We start from the raw sequence: 16,865 nt of genomic DNA, 5'->3' as shown, positions 1-16,865 counted from the left end.
GCGGCAACGGGATCGGCGCGGGCGGCGGCACCACCGGCGGCGCGGGCGGAACCGCGACGCCGGGCGTGGGTCCCAGCACGATCAATCCGCCGAGGGATTCCGGCTACGGCTCGCCGGGTGTGACCGGCACGGGCGGCGGGATGGGCACCGGCACGGGCGCGACGCCCGATAGCCCGTCGATGAATCCGTCGACCGGCGGCGCCGGCAACGGGATGAACAACGGAACGATGCGCAACGGCCAGTAGGAGTCGCCGCTCGTGGTCCGGCAACGCGGCGGCGCTATCGAAGGCCGCCGTTGCCGCCATTCTTCATTAGATGCACCTCACGGTTCCGCGCAAACGAAACTGCTCGCCAGATTGAGATTGCCTTTACCCACATAGCGCGGAAATCCTGGATAGCGGCACAGCGGCCGCGAGCGTCCATTGGTCTCCCCCGCGATATCGGTGGCTGTCAACGTTTCGGGTGCGATGCCGCGCGTCACCCAGTTATCGAGCGCGCCGAGCAGATCCACCGATGGAATGAACGCCCCGTTGCCGTGCTGAAAACCCGGCACCATGTAAAGACGCATGAAGCTATCGACCGTCTGCGCGCCGAAGCGCTCGACCAGCGCGTCGTGATACGCGATCGTCTGATTCGGGCTGATCACTTCGTCGGCAAGGCCTTGCACGGTAATCAGCTTGCCCCCGCGCGCGATGTAGCGCGACAGGTCGGGGTTCATCGAGCCGATCGTGCGCGATAGCGCGATCAGCGGCGCGCGATATTTGCCGGGCCGCTGCGGATCGAACGCCATCGAATCGAAGTTCGCGTCGTGCGCGACGAAGTAGCGGACATAGCCGTCGCCCTGCGCGAACAGATAGCCGTTCGCATAGAACGTCGGCGACGGCAGACGTTGCGGCTGATGCGCGAGACCGAGCACGCCGGTCAGATGCGTGCCCTGAAACACGTTGTAGCCGCGATAGCCGCTCACGTTCCATGCGAGCCGATACGGCAACGACAGACCGTCGCGCATCACGAGCAGCGTCGCGAGCTGCGCGTCGGTCAGGCATTCGTCGTGCGGCGAAACCCGTGCCGCGCAACGCAGCGAAGCGATGATTTCCGCCTCGTGCGCGCGGCACGCCGCGACGTCGCTGACGATGCCGTCCGCCGCGCCGTCGAGCCGGTCGCAAACGGCGAGCGTGCGCTGATAGACGCGCTCGAGCAGCACCGGCGGCACGAAGCCGCCCGGCTTGCCGTACTCCGCCTGGCCGATCTCCACGCCGATCAGCCGCACGCCGGAAAAATTGAGCGCCGGCGAATTGGCGATCACGCCGTCGTAGTCGTCGGGAAAGCGCTGCATCACCGTGTAGCCTTCCCGGCCGCCCGTCGAGCCGCCGGCGAAATACATGCGCTGCGGCGGCCGGCCGTAGGCGCGCGTAATCAGCGCGAGCGCCACGTCGTGCGTTTTCTTCAGATGCGCGTAGCCGAAGTTCGTCACCGCTTCGTCGACCAGACCGAACACCGCGAGCGACGAATCGCCGACATGCCCGGAATCGTCGCCGAACGTCGCATAGCCCTGCGCGAGCGGCGCGCGGTCCGGCGAAAACGGCATCACGCCGATGCCGCTGACGACGACGCCGTTGTAACCGCCGCCGCCGACCTGCAACGCGCGGCCATTCCAGTGACGCGGTAAATTCAGATCGAAGCGGATATCGGGCGTCGTCGGGTTGAGCGCCTTGATGCGGCCCGTGATGCGGCAGTACTCGCCGCCTTGCTGATTGCCGGGCGCGGTCGCGCCGATCATCGCCGCGCTTTCGATCTGCGCGCCGGCCGTCGGCAACGCGATCAGCTCGGGTTCCAGCACCGCGCCCGCGAATTCCGCGCAGTGCATCGCGAGCGGCGCCTCCCTGGCCACGGCGGACGTGCGATGCATCGCGAGCCACGCGAGCACGCCGACGCTCATGATCGTTGCGAAACCCACGAACCCGCGCGTCATCTGCATCGTGCGTGGCGCACTTACCTGCCGGGCGCGGCGAACCCGCCGCGTCATCCGTAACCCGCGCCGTTGGCATGCGCACCCGGACCCGGACGCTGGCCTTTCCAGCCGCTCCAGCCGCGCGCGATCATCAGCAGCGCGCCGATCGCGGCGAGATCGCCGCCGAGTCCGACCAGCACGCCGCGAAAACCGTGGAACGTATGCGGCGTCGCCGTATCGACGATCAACGACACGAGCGTGCCCATCACGAAGCACACGAGCCCGGTACGCCCGACCGTCACGACGGCCGGCAGCCGCCGCGCGAGCCACGCGATGCTGCCCATCCGCACGAACTGGGCGGCGAGCCACGCGATGACGATGAAGTTGATCACACGTTCCACGGAAAGATTCTGTTTGTGCGTGCCCGGCACCGGCTCCGACAGCACGAAAAGTTTGACGATGGCAAACGCGAGCACCGCGAGCACCGCGCCGCGGGTGAACCACCGCGCGGTATGGCTCGCATGAAAGCGTTCGCTGATCGGCTGGACCCGGCACACGATGCCGAGTACGAACATCAGTTGCCATGCAAACGGATTAAAAGCCCAGTTGGCGACATCGTCAATGCTGAATAACGCGGCGAGCGGCACCGCGCCTGCCCAGATCGCGAGGCTGACAGCGAGCGCGAGCGACGCCGAGCGGCGCGCGAGCGGCACCGCGAACGGCACGAACAGCGCGAAGATCACGTACATCGGCAGCACGCTCGATAGATAGGGTTGCCGGCGCAACAGCGCGATATCGAACGCTTCGCGCCAGGGCTGAAGCGCGAACGGCGGCCAGCCGCTCAGCTCGACCATCGGACGGTTCAGATTCAGCAGCGCGAGCGTCGCGCCGGACACGAGCGTCAGCACGGCCGTCAGCAGATACGCGCGATAGATTTCCCAGCAGCGTTTGATAAAGCGCAGCTTCGCCGCGTTCTCGCCGCGATGCGCGAGCACCGCCGTATAGGCCGCCGCCGACGCATAGCCGCCGAGAAACACGAACACTTCGGCGGAATCGCACAACGCGTACGCATGCAACATCAGGTGCGACAGCATGCTGCCGGGAATGTGATCCAGCACGATGACGATCAGCACGACACCGCGGAAGAAATCGACTTCGATCGAGCGTCCACGACGGATTTCCATTCGCTTCTCGAGGAATGCGCGCCGGCAGCGCGCCGTAACAGGAACGGCCATGCACGAGCGGCCGTATGCTCTGCGAACCTGAGAAGAATAATTCGTTCCCGCCCATACCGTGCGTCGCCTCTAAATGCGCTGACAGGCAGCCTCTACTGCCTGACTTTGCAATGGCGATCTGAAATGCGGATGTCGGCGAGTGGTAATACAGGAGTCGCGCGTGCTGGAAACGCGGAAAGTTTTGCGGCTTTTCGCGCGTAAAAATGCGCGGCGGGCGGTAAAGAACGGCGCAAGGACACGAAAATAATCCGCCAGACGCGGCGTGCGATTTTTTTCGCTTTTTTTCACCGTACGATGTTTTCATGCTTTTTCGCTGCTTTGCGCCACTCTTCGCCGCATCGTCGCCGGTATGCGGCGACCCCGCCCTTCCCGCCGCAAGCGATGGCACCTGCCATGCCGCTCGCGCCGCCCGTGCGTCCGAACCACGGAAGAGCGCCCCATGAACCGACGGATTGCCGGCTTCGACGGCTTGCGCGCGATCGCGGTGCTGATGGTCTTTCTGCAACACCGGCTCTTTGGTGACGTCGGCGAGATCGGTCATCTCGGCGTATGGATATTCTTCGCGTTGAGCGGCTTTCTGATCATCGGCATCCTGTCGTCGCAGCGCGCGCGCATCGAAACGGGCAGCAGCCGTTTCGGCGCCGAACTCAGGCGCTTTCTGTTTCGCCGCACCGTGCGCATCTTTCCGATCTATTACCTGATGCTCGTCGTGATGGGCGTGCTGATGGCGTTCGGCTTCGCGAGCCCCGAACTGGCGGGCGGCATGCCATTTCATTTCGCGTATCTGTCGAACTTCTGGATCGGCTCGGTACTGCGCTACTGGCCGGGACGCTACTCACATTTGTGGAGTCTCGCGATCGAAGAGCAGTTTTACCTCGTGGTCGCACCGCTATTGCTGCTGCTCGCGGTGCGCTGGCATCGCGCCGCGTGCTGGACGATCGTCGTGCTCGGACTCGCCGCATTGCTCGCGATGCGCGCCGCGCATTGGGACGAGATCACGATTTACACGCATCCGTTGAGCAATTTCTGGCTGCTCGCGCTCGGCGGCGTGGGCGGCCTGATGACCGCGAAGGATCGAGGCCGCCTGCGCGGGTGGCTCGGTCACGGCGCGACGCTGTTTTCGTTGAGTGTCGGCGTGACCGGTTTGTGCGCGGCCGAGCCGATGTGGAGCGCGCTCGACAGTCCGCTGCTGTTTACCACGATTAGTGCGTTATATGGCATCGGCATTGCGGCGCTCGTGTGTTCGATTGCCTGCTGCCGCAACGTGGTCGTCATCGGTGTATTGCAAACCGGCTGGCTCGCGGGTTTTGGGCGCATCAGTTATGGCTTTTATCTCTATCACAACCTGATTCCCGATCTGACGCGCAGTCGTCACGCCGAGGCATTGTTCGGCGGCACGGTTCCGGTGTGGGCGCATGCGCTCGGTATCGTGGCTTCGTTTGCGATTTCGCTCGGCATCGCGCTGCTGTCGTGGCGATTTATCGAGGCGCCGATTTTGCGGTTGAAGACACGCGGGGAGCCGGTGATGGCATTGGAAGCGGCCGGGTGTTCTCGTGCTTCGCAAACGGCTGCTTCGTTGCCGTCGCGCGATGAACGGGTGGCGCGCGAGAAGAGCGCTGCTTCCGATGTCGTGTGAGTAGCCCGCGTTAGCTGTTGGTTGTCTTCTATCTCGTTCGGAAATTTCCGAAGTTACGAAGGTTCTGGTCAGTTCTTCGATATTCCGGTCTATGCTGAGTCGCCTGCACAACAGCGACTTTCGGCGTTGGGCGCTTTGTTCCCGTCGTTCCGGATATCAAGATATACCTATGAAATACACGTTCAGACACACCGCGTCAATCGCGGTGACTGTCGGCATGATTTATCTCTTCGCTTTTAACCACACCCCACATGGCACCGAATGCCAGAGTTCAAAGTCTCCTGACGGCTTGTATATGGCGGAACGCTGTTTGCTGGACCGGGTGCCAGGCGGAAATTCGAAATACGTTGGGCGCTTATTCAACGCACAGAGTGGAGCGCTACTCGCGCAGCACACGTTTGCCACGCCCGTCCCGATCATTTTGTGGAGCAGCTATGAGGGCAAGACGGTGCTGTTCTCCGTTGGAGACGGCGGCGGCGACTCCACCTACATACCGATACCGCCTTCCAGGTGGGACAGATTCCTCGCAGCACGCCCTCGCCTCTAACCCTCTCCTCTCCCCCGCCCAGGCGCGGTATCATGCGGCCTCACCCTGACCGGCCGCTTCCATTCCCGCGCCACCCCGCGAGACCAGAACCAGCCAAACGATAAAAACAGACCACGCGCGGCATCCCGCTTCGATCCGCGCACCTCATTCGCGGATTTCCACGATGTCTCATTTCACTTTCGCGAGCGGCGTGCTGGGCATCAGCCTGCAGGCGCTCGATCTCTACGCGCTTATCGGCATCGTTGTCGCGCTGTTGCTCGGCGGCATGGTCAAGGGCGTGGTCAGCATCGGCGTGCCGCTCGTCGCGATGCCGATTCTGAGCCACTTCCTGCCGATCAAGGCGGCCGTCCTGCTGCTGTCGATGCCGATCATCCTCGGCAATATTCCGCAGGCGCTCGAAGGCGGCGATCTGCTGCCGACGATGAAGCGCATCGCGGCGCCACTCATCGGCACCGTGATCGGCAATATCGTCGGCGTGATGGTGCTGGTCTCGCTGGCGCCGCATCGCGCGCTGGCCGCCGCCGGCACGCTGCTGATGATCGCGGCTCTGTTGCTGCTCGCCGCGCCGCGGCTCACGCTGTCGCCCGCAGGGGCGAAGCCCGCGGGCCTCGCGCTCGGATTCGGCGCCGCGCTGATGGAAAGCATCGCGTCGGTGCCCGGCCCGCTGCTCGCGATGTATCTGATCGCGACGGGCGCAACCGGCAAGGCGTTCACGAAGCAGATCGCGATCATTCTCGTCGTGTCGATCATCACGCTGGTCGCCGCGTTCAGCGGCGGCGCGCACGCGAGCTGGACCGACCTGGCGATTTCGGCGGGCGCGAGCCTGCCCGTGATCGCCGGCATCGTGCTCGTGCGGCCGCTGCGCGATCGCCTGCCGCCCACGGTGTTTCGCGCGGTGGTACTGCTGTTCGTGCTGGCCGCCGCCGCGCAGATGATCTGGAAATCGGGCGTGTTGCAGACGCTGTTTGCCGCGCCTCCGCTCTGATCGACGCCATGCGTCGAACGCCCGCCGTGGCACCGTGGCACATGCATTGCTTCTCTCCGGTTTATCTTCATCAACCGGAGAGCATCGTGTCGAACACGGCGAATTCCCCGAACGAGCATGATCGCCAGGCCGATGAGGACCCCGGCAGCCCGCCCGCCGAGGTCTCGAAGCCTATTGGCGATGCAATCCCCACTCCTGTCGAACCGGGCCTCGATCAGCCACTGCCGAAGAAAGGCGAAGACCTGCCGCCCGACCAAAATAAACCCGGTCCGGGTGGCAATGACACCAAGGCGGGCAGCAAGTCGGGCCACGACTGAACGGACGAACGGACGTTCAGCCGGACTTCGAGCCGGCCATCAGGCCGCGGCAGGTTGGTGAACGATCTTCAGCGTGCTTCTGTGCTCGAGCAATTGGTTCGCGATCGCGCGCAACCCCAGCTCGTACGCATGCAGCAGCCTATAGCAGAGTTCGTTGAGCTCCTTGAGCAAGACGTTCGCGTGCTCGATCGCATTCTTCATTTGCAGACCCGCATACTGCGACGGCAATGCAGCGAGGCTGAACAGACTGCCGTCGCGCATCAGCGCAAAAAGCGTCTGTATACTTTGAATGGCTATATTTAAGCGCACCCATTTAAAACCAGTCAGAATTACTGCAATGGTGTGATTTAAATACAAGCCGCAATTATGTGAAAAATAGCCACGATCAGGCTTGGCTATTCGACGTCGCCGCATAAATCCGCTGGAGCAAAGCGAGCGTCGCCTCGCGCAGCCTGCGCGCGCGTTCGAGCGGCGGCGCGGTTTTCGCCCACTGCTGCATCGGCACTTCGAGGCTGAGCGGTAGATGATCCGGCAGCGCGCGCAGAATGCCGGCGAGATCGAGGCCGCCCTCGCCCGGAATCATGCGTTCGCAACGCGCCTGATAGAGCAGCGTGTCGAGGTCGCCGGGACGCTCGGCCGGCGCGTCGCAGAACTGCACGTAGCCGAAGTACTCGCGCGGCAATGCGCGCAACGTTTGCGGCTGCGTTCCCGCGCGATCGAAATGAATCGGATCGACGATCAGCCCGCTATTGCGCCGCGCCGCCGCCTTGACGATGCGCGCGCCCTGCGTGACGTCCTTCACGTCGGTCCACGGCATCGATTCGAGCGACGGCGTGAGGCCGCGCGGCTCGGCGAGTTCGCACAGTTGCGCGAGACGTTCGGCGCAGCGCGCTTCATCGGGATCGTTGCCCGCGACCAGCACGTAGCGCGCGCCGAATCCGGCGGCGGCATCGAGCATCGGCAGCCACGCGCTGACGTCGGTGTCGGGCTTGAGCCGCAGAATCTCGACGTCGAGCACCCCGATGCCGGTGTCGCGCAAACAGGCGAGCGTTTCGCGCTTCAATGCCGTCGGGCCGATGATGTCGTGCCGCACTTCGTTATCGGTGGCGGGCACGAGGCGCAGCCCGACGTAGTCGTAGCCGGCTTGCGCGGCACACTCGACCATCCGTGGCGGGCTCAGTTCGAGCACGGTCAATGCCGATAGCGACAATGCTCGCGGGTTGGGCCGGGTCATGTCACCTCCAGGGCTTCAGTGTTTCAGTGTCTATCTACGCTGCATCCGCGCTTCGAGCAGCATACGCTTGCGCCCGGCGGCGCGGTGCGCGCTGCTACACTGGCGCGTATCACCGTGTTGAAAATCCCGCATGGCATGCGACGCCACCCCGGCGACGCCACCCCGGCGACCCAGCCACGTGCCGCATCGATATCGCCATTTCCGCGCCAACTCATGCTTCGATTCGAAAACCTCAGCAAGCGCTACAGCGACCGCGTCCTCTTCGAGGGGTTGCGTCTGGACGCGACATCAGGATGCATCGCATTAAACGACGAGTCCGGCAGCGGCAAATCGACGTTGCTCGGCATTCTCGCCGGGGCGATCGAGCCCGACACCGGCGACGTGTGGCTCGGCGGCCATTCGTTGCGCGCCGCGCCGCAGGCCGCGCAAGCGGTCCTCACCTATGTGCCGGAAGACTGCATGAGCTGGCCGGATCAGACCGGCCGTGATTATCTGCAACAGCTTGCGTCGGCGCGACACACCGTGCTCACCGGCGACGCGCTCGCACTCGCCGAGCGCTTCGGCCTTGCGCCGCACCTCGATAAACGCTTCGAGCAGATGTCGTATGGCAGCCGCAAAAAGGTCTTTCTGACTGCCGCCGTGCTCGGCGAAACCCGCGTGCTGCTCGCCGACGAACCCGCCGGCGGACTCGACGCGTCCGCGCGCGCGGTGCTCGCCGAGCTGTTTCGAACGCTCGGCACGACCCGCACGGTGTTTTTCACGAGCTACGACGACGGGTTCACGCAAGCCTGCGAGGCGGCGCGCATCAGCTTCGCGGACCTCGCGAAGTCTGTTTGAGCGCAAGCTCGAACCCGAGCCGCGACGCAGGCGGCTCGTAGCTCGCGTAACGGCAAACCCACACTCAGATCGCCACGCAGATCTTGCCGAAATGCGTACCCGACGCTTCGTGCCGGAACGCATCGGCGAGTTTGTCCAGTGCGAACGTGCTGTCGATCACGGGCTTGATGCCCGTCGTTTCGAGCGCGCGCACCATTTCGATCTGTGCCTGCCGGCTGCCGACGATGAGCCCTTGCAGACGCTGCTGCCGCGCCATCAGATGCGCGGTCGGCACCGGGCCCTCGCGGCCGGTCAGCACGCCGATCAGCGCGATATGGCCGCCGATTCGGCAAGCCGTGATCGATTGCGGCAGCGTGCCGGCGCCGCCCACCTCGATCACGTGATCGACGCCGCGCCCCCCCGTCAGTTGACGGACCTGCTTGCCCCAACCGGGATTCTCGCGATAGTTGATCGTATGGTCGGCGCCGAGTTCGCGCAGCTTCGCGAGCTTCTCATTCGACGACGACGTCGCGATCACCGACGCCCCCGTCGCCTTCGCCATCTGCAAGCCGAAGATCGACACACCGCCGGTGCCGAGCACGAGTACCGTGCTGCCCGCCTTCAGTTGACCGTCGACCACGAGCGCGCGCCACGCGGTCAGCCCGGCCGTGGTCAGCGTCGCCGCTTCGGCGTGGCTGTAGCCGGCCGGCGCGTGCGTGAAATAGTGGGCCGGCAGCACGACGGCTTCGCGCGCATAACCGTCGACACCGTCGCCGGGCGTGGTCGAGAAATCGGCAATGGCCGGCGGACCGTTTTCCCAGAACGGGAAGAAGCACGACACGACGTGATCGCCGGCCTTGAATTCGCGCACGCCTTCGCCGACCGCTTCGACGATGCCCGCGCCATCGGCCATCGGAATGCGGCCCGCTTCGCCGGGCAGCCGGCCGCTTACGACGCCATAGTCGTGAAAGTTCAGCGAGCTTGCGCGAATCCGCACGCGAATCTGCCCTGCCGCGGGTTGACCGGGATCGGCGAGATCGACGACTTGCAGGTTATCGACGGTGGCGGGCGAACCGATTCTGACGGCTTTCATGTCAGTTCCTTTGAGAGTGGTGTGGACGCGCCGGCAACGCTGAGCCGCACGCATGCGCACGGCCGCGCCCACGTGGCACGCTTGCGGTTGCCGCATGCGCACGAAGAACTACTTCACGGTCTGAATCACCTCGAAGCCCTCGAATTCCGGATGTCCGAGATAAAGCACGCGGTTTTCGTTGCCGGCGCTGCGATGCGCGGCGCGAAACGCGTCGGACTTCGTCCATGCCTCGAACGATGCGTGGTCGCGCCAGATCGTATGGCTCGAATAGAGCACGTGATCGTCCTTGCGCGGCCCCCTCAGCAAATGGAATTCCACGAAACCCGGCACCTCTTTCAGATGGGTGTCGCGCGTGGTCCAAAGATGTTCGAAAGCAGCCTCGGATCCGGGCACTACTTTGAAGCGGTTCATCGCGATGTACATGCTGTCAGCCTCGTTGCGTTGGTCATGCGGTTGACGACAGGCGAGTCGGGGAGACTTCGGCGAACGAGTTCCCGGGGCGCCTGCGTACGAATTTCAATGCGGGTTTCATTATAGGCGCGGCCTCGCGACGGATTTTTCAGCGCGAACCGCAAAGATATCGGCGCATCCGCTTGACCTTACCACTGGGGGAAGGTCCACGATTGGCGAATGATTTCTCACTGGAGGCAACACATGGAATTCGTCATTCCCGATATGACCTGCGGCGGCTGCGCAAAAGCCGTTGCGAATGCACTCAGCCGCGTCGACCCCGCGGCCGAGATCGACATCGACGTGCCCGTTAAAATCGCGAGGATCACGTCGGCGTTGCCCGAAGAGCGGCTGATCGAAGCCATCGAGGCGGCGGGGTTTCATCCTTCGCGCGCAACCTGATCAACGTTTTCATCGCAGTATCGGCGTCACCGAAGACCTTCCCTTATCAACGGACATCCACTATGAAAAACCTTCGCGCTTTTCGCGCTCTCTGTTTGTTCAGCGGTCTCGCATTCGCGGTGGCGGCCATGCCGGCCCACGCACAGCATCAAGGCATGGCCGGCATGGACATGTCGGGTTCCGCGCAGGCCGGCGCGGGCGAATCGACGCAGGCATTCAAGGCCGCCGACGATCGGATGATGCACGACATGGGCGCTCCCGAATACACGGGCGACGCCGACCGGGATTTCGTCGCGCATATGATTCCGCATCATCAGGGCGCCATCGACATGGCGCAGGCGGAGTTGAAATACGGCAAGGACCCGGAGATAAAGCGGCTGGCGCGCAATATCATCAAGGCGCAGCACGATGAAATCGCGTTCATGAAGCGCTGGCAGGAGAAGCACGCCGGCAAGTAAACGAATAAACCCGATACGGCGGCGAAACGTGGGTTTCGCCGCCGTATCGCTTTCATCTACCGGGAATTTCCGGCCGCGCTTTCATCCACGCCTCGGACGTCTCGATCACCAGCGCGGCCGCTTGCGCAGCAGCGGCAGCATTGCGATCAGACCGATGATCGGACCGGGCAGCAGCAGCCACGCGACGCGCACGTCGAGCGCGTGATAGACGCTCGTCGACCACAGGATCGAGCACGCCGACAGGAAAAACCCGAAGCTGTTCTGCAGCGTCAACGCACCGCCGATCTTGTCGGCCGGACAGGCCTTGACGGACAACGCCGAGAATTGCGGCGAATCGGCGACCACACTGATGCCCCACACGAGCAGCAGCGCAAGCTGCGCCGCGGTGCCGAGCGACGCGCTCAGCGGATAAACGGCGCACAGCGTGCCCGAGATAGTCAAGGCGAGCGCGGCGGTTCGCGCGCTGCCCACCGCCTTGCTGAGCATGCCGCCGGCAAGACACCCGAGTGCGCCGATCGCGATGATCAGGAACGACCACGACGCGACGGTGCTCGCCGATGCCGCCGCACCGTTCGCGAACGCGCGCTGCACGAGCAGCGGCGTGAGCGTCCAGAATGCGTACAGCTCCCACATGTGCCCGAAATAGCCGAGCGCCGCCGCGCGAAATTCGCTGATTCGCATCACCTGCCCGACGCCCGCCGACAATCCGAAGCGACGGTTGCCGGAGCGGCGCGCGTGCGGACCTTCGCCGAGCGAGAAGACCAGCAGCGCGCCGAGCACCGCGAGCACCGACGACGTGAGCACCACCGTTTGCCACGGCACCGTCGACAGCAACGCGCGAATCGCATGCACCGACGCCGTGCCGAGCGTCAGCATCGCGACGAGCAGCGCGAGCGTCTGCGCGGCGCGCTTCGGGTCCCACGTGACGAGCAGTTTCATTCCAAGCGGATAGATGCCCGCGAGCGCGACGCCCACGCCGAAGCGGAACACGAGTGCGGACGCGAGCCCGCTGCTGCACAGCGCGAACAGCGCATTGAGCGCGGCACCGAGCACGCCGCAGACGGCGAATACCTTGCTCGCGGGCAGGCGATCCGCGAGACCGGTCGTGGCCGACAGCAATGTTCCGACGATAAAGCCGGCCTGCACCGCATTCGTCAGCCAGCCGATTCCGGACGCGCTTAGCTGCCACGCAATCTGCAGATCGCGCATCGCGCCATTTGCACTGAACCACAACGACGTGCCGAGCAATTGCGCGATTGCGATCACGAGCACCGCGCGCTTCGCGCGCGCGACGTCCCCAACGCTCGTTACGTGCGCATCCAGCCTGTCCTGCATCCCGCCTCCTCTGCCGCGATCTTCGTTCGGCCGCTGACAGAAATTATCGGGAGCGGCCGGTTTCGAGCGGCCATTGTAGACGACGCGTCGGTTCGCGACGGCACGCGGCGCGGCCTGCTCCGCATCGCTTCGCGTGCCGCCTATGTGGACGGGTTGACGGATACCGGATGCGCGTCACCCCTGCGGCGGCACCCGCACCCATCCCTCCATCAACACCCGCGCACTGCGGCTCATCATCGCCTTCGTGACGACCCACTCGCCGTCCTCGAGACTCGCCTGCGCGCCGACGCGCAGCGTGCCCGACGGATGCCCGAAGCGCACCGACTCGCGCTCGCCACCGCCCGCGGCCAGATTCACGAGCGTGCCCGGAATCGCCGCCGCCGTGCCGATCGCGACCGCCGCCGTGCCCATCATCGCGTGATGCAGCTTGCCCATCGACATCGCGCGCACCAGCAGATCGACGTCGCCCGCGCGCACCGCCTTGCCGCTCGACGCGACATAGTCGGCCGGCTTCGCGACGAACGCGACCTTCGGCGTGTGCTGGCGCGTCGCGATCTCGTCGAGATGCCCGATCAGGCCCATGCGCAGCGCACCGTGCGCGCGAATCGTCTCGAACATCGCGAGCGCCTTGTCGTCGCTGTTGATCGCGTCCTGCAGCTCGGTGCCGGTGTAGCCGACCGCGTGCGCGTCGATGAAGATCGTCGGAATGCCCGCGTTGATCATCGTTGCCTGCAACGTGCCGACGCCGGGCACCTCGAGGTCGTCGACGAGATTGCCGGTCGGGAACATCGCGCCGCCCGCGCCCTCTTCGTCGGCAGCCGGGTCCATGAATTCGAGCGGCACTTCGGCGGCCGGGAACGTCACGCCGTCGAGTTCGAAGTCGCCGGTTTCCTGCACCGCGCCATCGGTCATCGGCACGTGCGCGATGATCGTCTTGCCGATATTGGCCTGCCAGATGCGCACGGTCGCCACCCCGTCGCGCGGAATGCGGCTCGCGTCGACGAGGCCCGCGCCGATCGCGAACGGGCCGACCGCGGCGGACAGATTGCCGCAATTGCCGCTCCAGTCGACGAACGCCTTGTCGATCGACACCTGGCCGAACAGATAGTCGACGTCGTGATCGGGCCGGCTGCTGCGCGCAATGATCACCGTCTTGCTCGTGCTCGACGTCGCGCCGCCCATGCCGTCGATCTGCTTGCCGTACGGATCGGGGCTGCCGATCACGCGCATCAGCAGCGCGTCGCGCGCGGCGCCCGGCTGTTGCGCGGCCTCGGGCAGGTCCTGCAGGCGGAAGAACACACCCTTGCTGGTGCCGCCGCGCATATAGGTGGCCGGAATCTTGATCTGGGGGAGGTGGGCCATGAAAGTGTCCTGAGGTGAAGTCGTCATAAAAATGGGCGATGCGGCTCAAGAAACCGCACCGCCCTGTTCTGTTTCAGGTTCGCGGCGAAAGCATGGCTTCAGCCATCACGCCGCCGCTTTCGCCGACTCGAGAAAATCCTGCGCAAAACGCTGCAGCACGCCGCCGGCTTCGTAAATCGACACCTCTTCGGCCGTATCGAGCCGGCACGTTACGGGCACCTCGACGCGCTCGCCGTTGCGGCGATGAATCACCAGCGTGAGATCCGCGCGCGGCTTGCGCTCGCCGGTCACGTCGAAGGTTTCGGTTCCGTCGATGCCGAGCGTCAGGCGATTCACACCGGGCTTGAACTCGAGCGGCAACACGCCCATGCCGACGAGATTCGTGCGATGGATCCGCTCGAATCCTTCGGCGACGATCGCTTCAGTGCCGGCAAGCCGCACGCCCTTCGCGGCCCAGTCGCGCGACGACCCCTGGCCGTAGTCGGCGCCGGCAATCACGATCAGCGGCTGTTTGCGCTCCATGTAGGTTTCGATCGCCTCCCACATCCGCGTGACGTTGCCTTCGGGCTCGATACGCGCGAGCGACCCGGCCTTCACGTTGCCGTCCTCGCGCACCATCTCGTTCTTCAGCGTCGGGTTCGCGAAGGTCGCGCGCTGCGCGGTCAGATGATCGCCGCGATGCGTCGCGTACGAATTGAAGTCCTCTTCGGGCAGGCCCATTTTCGTCAGGTATTCGCCGGCCGCGCTGTCCGGCAGAATCGCATTCGACGGCGACAGGTGATCGGTCGTGATGTTGTCGCCGAGCACGGCAAGGGGACGCATGCCCTTCAGCGTGCGTTCGCCGGCCAGCGCGCCTTCCCAATACGGCGGACGGCGAATGTAGGTGCTCTGCTCGCGCCAGTCGTACAACGGCGTCGCCTTTTCGCCGCTATCGGCGGCCAGCGCGAACATCGGTTCGTACACTTTGCGGAACTGCTCCGGCTTCACGCTCGCGGCGACGATCGCATCGATCTCCGCATCCGACGGCCAGATGTCTTTCAGTATCACTGCGTGACCGTCGGCATCGACGCCCAGCACGTCCTTCTCGATGTCGAAACGGATCGTGCCCGCAATCGCATACGCGACGACGAGCGGCGGCGACGCGAGAAACGCCTGCTTCGCGTACGGGTGAATACGCCCGTCGAAATTGCGATTGCCCGACAGCACCGCGGTCGCATACAGATCGCGCTCGATCACTTCCTTCTGGATCGCCGGGTCCAACGCGCCGGACATGCCGTTGCACGACGTGCACGCATACGCGACCACGCCGAAGCCGAGCTTTTCCAGCTCCGGCAGGAGCCCCGCCGCTTCCAGATACAGCGTGACCGCCTTCGAGCCGGGCGCCAGCGAAGTCTTCGCCCACGGCTTGCGCGTGAGGCCGCGCCGGTTCGCATTGCGCGCGAGCAGACCCGCGGCGATCATGTTGCGCGGATTGTTCGTGTTCGTGCAGCTGGTGATCGCGGCGATGATGACCGCGCCGTCCGGCATCAGGCCCGGCTCGTTCTCGACTTTGCCGCTGATGCCGCGCGCGGCCAGCTCGGACACCGGCAGGCGGCGATGCGGATTCGACGGCCCGGCGAGCGTGCGCACGACGGTGGAGAGATCGAACTTCAGCACACGCTCGTATTCCGCATGCTTCAGCGCATCGGCCCACAAGCCGGTTTCCTTCGCATACGTCTCGACCAGTTCGACGAGTTCGTCGTCGCGGCCGGTGAGCTTCAGATAGCGGATCGTCTGTTCGTCGATATAGAACATCGCGGCCGTCGCGCCGAACTCGGGCGCCATGTTGGCGATCGTCGCGCGGTCGCCCAGCGTCAGATTCTTCGCGCCTTCGCCGTAAAACTCGAGGTACGCGCCGACCACCTTTTCCTTGCGCAGAAATTCGGTGAGCGACAACACCACGTCGGTCGCCGTCATGCCCTCGCCCGGTTTGCCGCTCAACTCCACGCCGACGATATCGGGCAGCCGCATATACGACGCGCGGCCCAGCATCACGCTTTCCGCTTCGAGACCGCCCACGCCGATCGCGATCACGCCGAGCGCGTCGACCATCGGCGTATGCGAATCGGTGCCGACGAGCGTATCGGGAAACGCGACGCCGTCCTTCACCTGCACGACCGGGCTCATGCGTTCGAGGTTGATCTGATGCAGGATGCCGTTGCCCGGCGGAATCACGTCGACGTTCCTGAACGCACGCCTGGTCCAGTTGATGAAATCGAAGCGGTCTTCGTTGCGGCGATCCTCGATCGCGCGATTCTTCGCGAACGCATCCGGATCGAAACCGCCGCACTCGACCGCGAGCGAGTGATCGACCACGAGCTGCGTCGGCACGACCGGATTGACGAGCGCCGGGTCGCCGCCTTGCGCGGCGATCGCATCGCGCAGGCCGGCGAGATCGACGAGCGCGGTCTGGCCGAGAATGTCGTGGCACACGACGCGCGCCGGAAACCACGGAAAATCCAGCTCGCGCTTGCGCTCGATGATCTGCTTCAGCGACGCGGTGAGCGTCGCCGGATCACAGCGGCGCACCAGATTCTCGGCGAGCACGCGCGACGTGTACGGCAGCTTGTCGTAGGCGCCCGGCTCGATCGCGTCGACCGCGGCACGCGTATCGAAGAAGTCGAGTTCGGTGCCCGGAAGGCGTTTGCGATTGGCAGTATTCATGGCGTAGGGACAGGACGGTTATCGGCCGCCGGACGGGATGCCGGCGAACGGTGGTCACGCAGGGCGCGCCTTTTAAGTGGTGCTTTACCGGCGGACCGGTCGGACAGTGGGTGTAGTGTAGCTCGCTGGTTCGCGGGCGCCGGGTCAGGCGGCATCAGAACTGGCCGGGCGGCTTGAGCGGGCTGAATACAGGACGCAAGCGGCGCATCGTGCCGCCGCTCACGCCCCGCGGTTCAATCGCGCTCAGCCGCGCTTCGCCAGCGGCACGAACGGCAGATCGTCCGGCCCGGTGTAATTCGCGCTCGGGCGGATGATCTTGTTGTCGATACGCTGCTCGATGA

General features: G+C 64.8%; 16 protein-coding genes and 2 pseudogenes. 8 read left to right on the top strand and 10 right to left on the bottom strand.

All coding sequences use genetic code 11. The annotated features are described in order from the left end of the window. Positions 1-245: pseudogene (locus tag QM685_RS36300) on the top strand (hypothetical protein); the annotation flags it as partial. A gap of 77 nt (positions 246-322) precedes the next feature. On the opposite strand, the gene QM685_RS36295 reads toward QM685_RS36300, so the two are convergent. The 3 genes from QM685_RS36295 to QM685_RS36285 form a co-directional block, all read right to left on the bottom strand. Next, entirely contained in the window at positions 323-1,939 is a 1,617-nt protein-coding gene (locus tag QM685_RS36295; RefSeq protein WP_415124277.1) for a tannase/feruloyl esterase family alpha/beta hydrolase, read from the bottom strand. A gap of 83 nt (positions 1,940-2,022) precedes the next feature. Further along, positions 2,023-3,135 (bottom strand): OpgC domain-containing protein, encoded by a 1,113-nt coding sequence (locus QM685_RS36290; protein WP_415124275.1) that lies wholly within the window; start codon positions 3,133-3,135, stop codon positions 2,023-2,025. A gap of 120 nt (positions 3,136-3,255) precedes the next feature. Next, the gene (locus QM685_RS36285) at positions 3,256-3,474 is read right to left on the bottom strand and encodes a hypothetical protein (protein WP_415124273.1); all 219 of its coding nucleotides are present in this window, start codon (positions 3,472-3,474) and stop codon (positions 3,256-3,258) included. Positions 3,475-3,625: 151 nt separating this feature from the next. Between QM685_RS36285 and QM685_RS36280 the strand changes: the two genes are divergently transcribed. The 4 genes from QM685_RS36280 (at position 3,626) to QM685_RS36265 (ending at position 6,671) form a co-directional block, all read left to right on the top strand. After that, the gene (locus QM685_RS36280; protein WP_415124271.1) at positions 3,626-4,822 is read left to right on the top strand and encodes an acyltransferase family protein; all 1,197 of its coding nucleotides are present in this window, start codon (positions 3,626-3,628) and stop codon (positions 4,820-4,822) included. A gap of 169 nt (positions 4,823-4,991) precedes the next feature. Continuing rightward, complete coding sequence (locus QM685_RS36275) at positions 4,992-5,369, top strand: hypothetical protein (protein WP_415124269.1); 378 nt, start codon at positions 4,992-4,994, stop codon at positions 5,367-5,369. Between the two features lie 163 nt (positions 5,370-5,532). Beyond that, positions 5,533-6,354, top strand: coding sequence for a sulfite exporter TauE/SafE family protein (locus QM685_RS36270; RefSeq protein WP_415124267.1), 822 nt, complete (start codon positions 5,533-5,535; stop codon positions 6,352-6,354). An 86-nt stretch (positions 6,355-6,440) separates the two neighbouring features. Beyond that, entirely contained in the window at positions 6,441-6,671 is a 231-nt protein-coding gene (locus QM685_RS36265; RefSeq protein WP_415124265.1) for a hypothetical protein, read from the top strand. A 39-nt stretch (positions 6,672-6,710) separates the two neighbouring features. Here the strand turns inward: QM685_RS36265 and QM685_RS36260 are convergent. Beyond that, positions 6,711-6,941 (bottom strand): annotated as a pseudogene (locus QM685_RS36260) (cell division protein); the annotation flags it as partial. A gap of 115 nt (positions 6,942-7,056) precedes the next feature. Further along, entirely contained in the window at positions 7,057-7,905 is an 849-nt protein-coding gene (locus tag QM685_RS36255) for a sugar phosphate isomerase/epimerase family protein (RefSeq protein WP_415124263.1), read from the bottom strand. Positions 7,906-8,118: 213 nt separating this feature from the next. On the opposite strand from QM685_RS36255, the gene QM685_RS36250 reads away from it, so the two are divergent. Then, positions 8,119-8,742: an ABC transporter ATP-binding protein gene (locus QM685_RS36250; protein WP_415124261.1), complete on the top strand. Its 624-nt coding sequence runs from the start codon at positions 8,119-8,121 to the stop codon at positions 8,740-8,742. A 64-nt stretch (positions 8,743-8,806) separates the two neighbouring features. On the opposite strand, the gene QM685_RS36245 is transcribed toward QM685_RS36250, so the two are convergent. Both QM685_RS36245 and QM685_RS36240 read right to left on the bottom strand, forming a co-directional pair. Then, positions 8,807-9,814, bottom strand: a complete 1,008-nt coding sequence (locus QM685_RS36245; protein ID WP_415124259.1) for a zinc-dependent alcohol dehydrogenase family protein — start codon at positions 9,812-9,814, stop codon at positions 8,807-8,809. A 108-nt stretch (positions 9,815-9,922) separates the two neighbouring features. Beyond that, positions 9,923-10,237: an antibiotic biosynthesis monooxygenase family protein gene (locus tag QM685_RS36240; protein ID WP_415124257.1), complete on the bottom strand. Its 315-nt coding sequence runs from the start codon at positions 10,235-10,237 to the stop codon at positions 9,923-9,925. A 231-nt stretch (positions 10,238-10,468) separates the two neighbouring features. Between QM685_RS36240 and QM685_RS36235 the strand changes: the two genes are divergently transcribed. Next, a complete protein-coding gene (locus QM685_RS36235) occupies positions 10,469-10,666 on the top strand; it encodes a heavy-metal-associated domain-containing protein (protein ID WP_415124255.1) in 198 nt (65 codons plus the stop codon). Positions 10,667-10,728: 62 nt separating this feature from the next. Beyond that, positions 10,729-11,124: a DUF305 domain-containing protein gene (locus QM685_RS36230; protein WP_415124253.1), complete on the top strand. Its 396-nt coding sequence runs from the start codon at positions 10,729-10,731 to the stop codon at positions 11,122-11,124. Positions 11,125-11,229: 105 nt separating this feature from the next. On the opposite strand, the gene QM685_RS36225 is transcribed toward QM685_RS36230, so the two are convergent. The 3 genes from QM685_RS36225 to acnD all read right to left on the bottom strand — a co-directional run bounded on the left by QM685_RS36225 (position 11,230) and on the right by acnD (position 16,524). After that, positions 11,230-12,459 (bottom strand): MFS transporter, encoded by a 1,230-nt coding sequence (locus tag QM685_RS36225; RefSeq protein WP_415124251.1) that lies wholly within the window; start codon positions 12,457-12,459, stop codon positions 11,230-11,232. Positions 12,460-12,633: 174 nt separating this feature from the next. After that, positions 12,634-13,821, bottom strand: coding sequence for a 2-methylaconitate cis-trans isomerase PrpF (gene prpF, locus QM685_RS36220; protein WP_415124249.1), 1,188 nt, complete (start codon positions 13,819-13,821; stop codon positions 12,634-12,636). Between the two features lie 105 nt (positions 13,822-13,926). Continuing rightward, complete coding sequence (gene acnD / locus QM685_RS36215; protein WP_415124247.1) at positions 13,927-16,524, bottom strand: Fe/S-dependent 2-methylisocitrate dehydratase AcnD; 2,598 nt, start codon at positions 16,522-16,524, stop codon at positions 13,927-13,929. Between the last annotated feature and the right edge of the window lie 341 nt (positions 16,525-16,865).

This window comes from Paraburkholderia sp. (assembly GCF_047605525.1).
Lineage (GTDB): Bacteria > Pseudomonadota > Gammaproteobacteria > Burkholderiales > Burkholderiaceae > Paraburkholderia.
Note: the sequence above shows the minus strand (reverse complement) of the source record. Positions and strands in the feature narration are given on the sequence as shown.

Bases quoted from the DNA above. Each gene is read 5' to 3' on its own strand.
- QM685_RS36295 (WP_415124277.1), bottom strand. From the start codon at position 1,939: ATGAGCGTCGGCGTGCTCGCGTGGCTCGCGATGCATCGCACGTCCGCC.
- QM685_RS36290 (WP_415124275.1), bottom strand. From the start codon at position 3,135: ATGGAAATCCGTCGTGGACGCTCGATCGAAGTCGATTTCTTCCGCGGT.
- QM685_RS36280 (WP_415124271.1), top strand. From the start codon at position 3,626: ATGAACCGACGGATTGCCGGCTTCGACGGCTTGCGCGCGATCGCGGTG.
- QM685_RS36275 (WP_415124269.1), top strand. From the start codon at position 4,992: ATGAAATACACGTTCAGACACACCGCGTCAATCGCGGTGACTGTCGGC.
- QM685_RS36270 (WP_415124267.1), top strand. From the start codon at position 5,533: ATGTCTCATTTCACTTTCGCGAGCGGCGTGCTGGGCATCAGCCTGCAG.
- QM685_RS36255 (WP_415124263.1), bottom strand. From the start codon at position 7,905: ATGACCCGGCCCAACCCGCGAGCATTGTCGCTATCGGCATTGACCGTG.
- QM685_RS36250 (WP_415124261.1), top strand. From the start codon at position 8,119: ATGCTTCGATTCGAAAACCTCAGCAAGCGCTACAGCGACCGCGTCCTC.
- QM685_RS36245 (WP_415124259.1), bottom strand. From the start codon at position 9,814: ATGAAAGCCGTCAGAATCGGTTCGCCCGCCACCGTCGATAACCTGCAA.
- QM685_RS36240 (WP_415124257.1), bottom strand. From the start codon at position 10,237: ATGTACATCGCGATGAACCGCTTCAAAGTAGTGCCCGGATCCGAGGCT.
- QM685_RS36235 (WP_415124255.1), top strand. From the start codon at position 10,469: ATGGAATTCGTCATTCCCGATATGACCTGCGGCGGCTGCGCAAAAGCC.
- QM685_RS36230 (WP_415124253.1), top strand. From the start codon at position 10,729: ATGAAAAACCTTCGCGCTTTTCGCGCTCTCTGTTTGTTCAGCGGTCTC.
- QM685_RS36225 (WP_415124251.1), bottom strand. From the start codon at position 12,459: ATGCAGGACAGGCTGGATGCGCACGTAACGAGCGTTGGGGACGTCGCG.
- prpF (WP_415124249.1), bottom strand. From the start codon at position 13,821: ATGGCCCACCTCCCCCAGATCAAGATTCCGGCCACCTATATGCGCGGC.
- acnD (WP_415124247.1), bottom strand. From the start codon at position 16,524: ATGAATACTGCCAATCGCAAACGCCTTCCGGGCACCGAACTCGACTTC.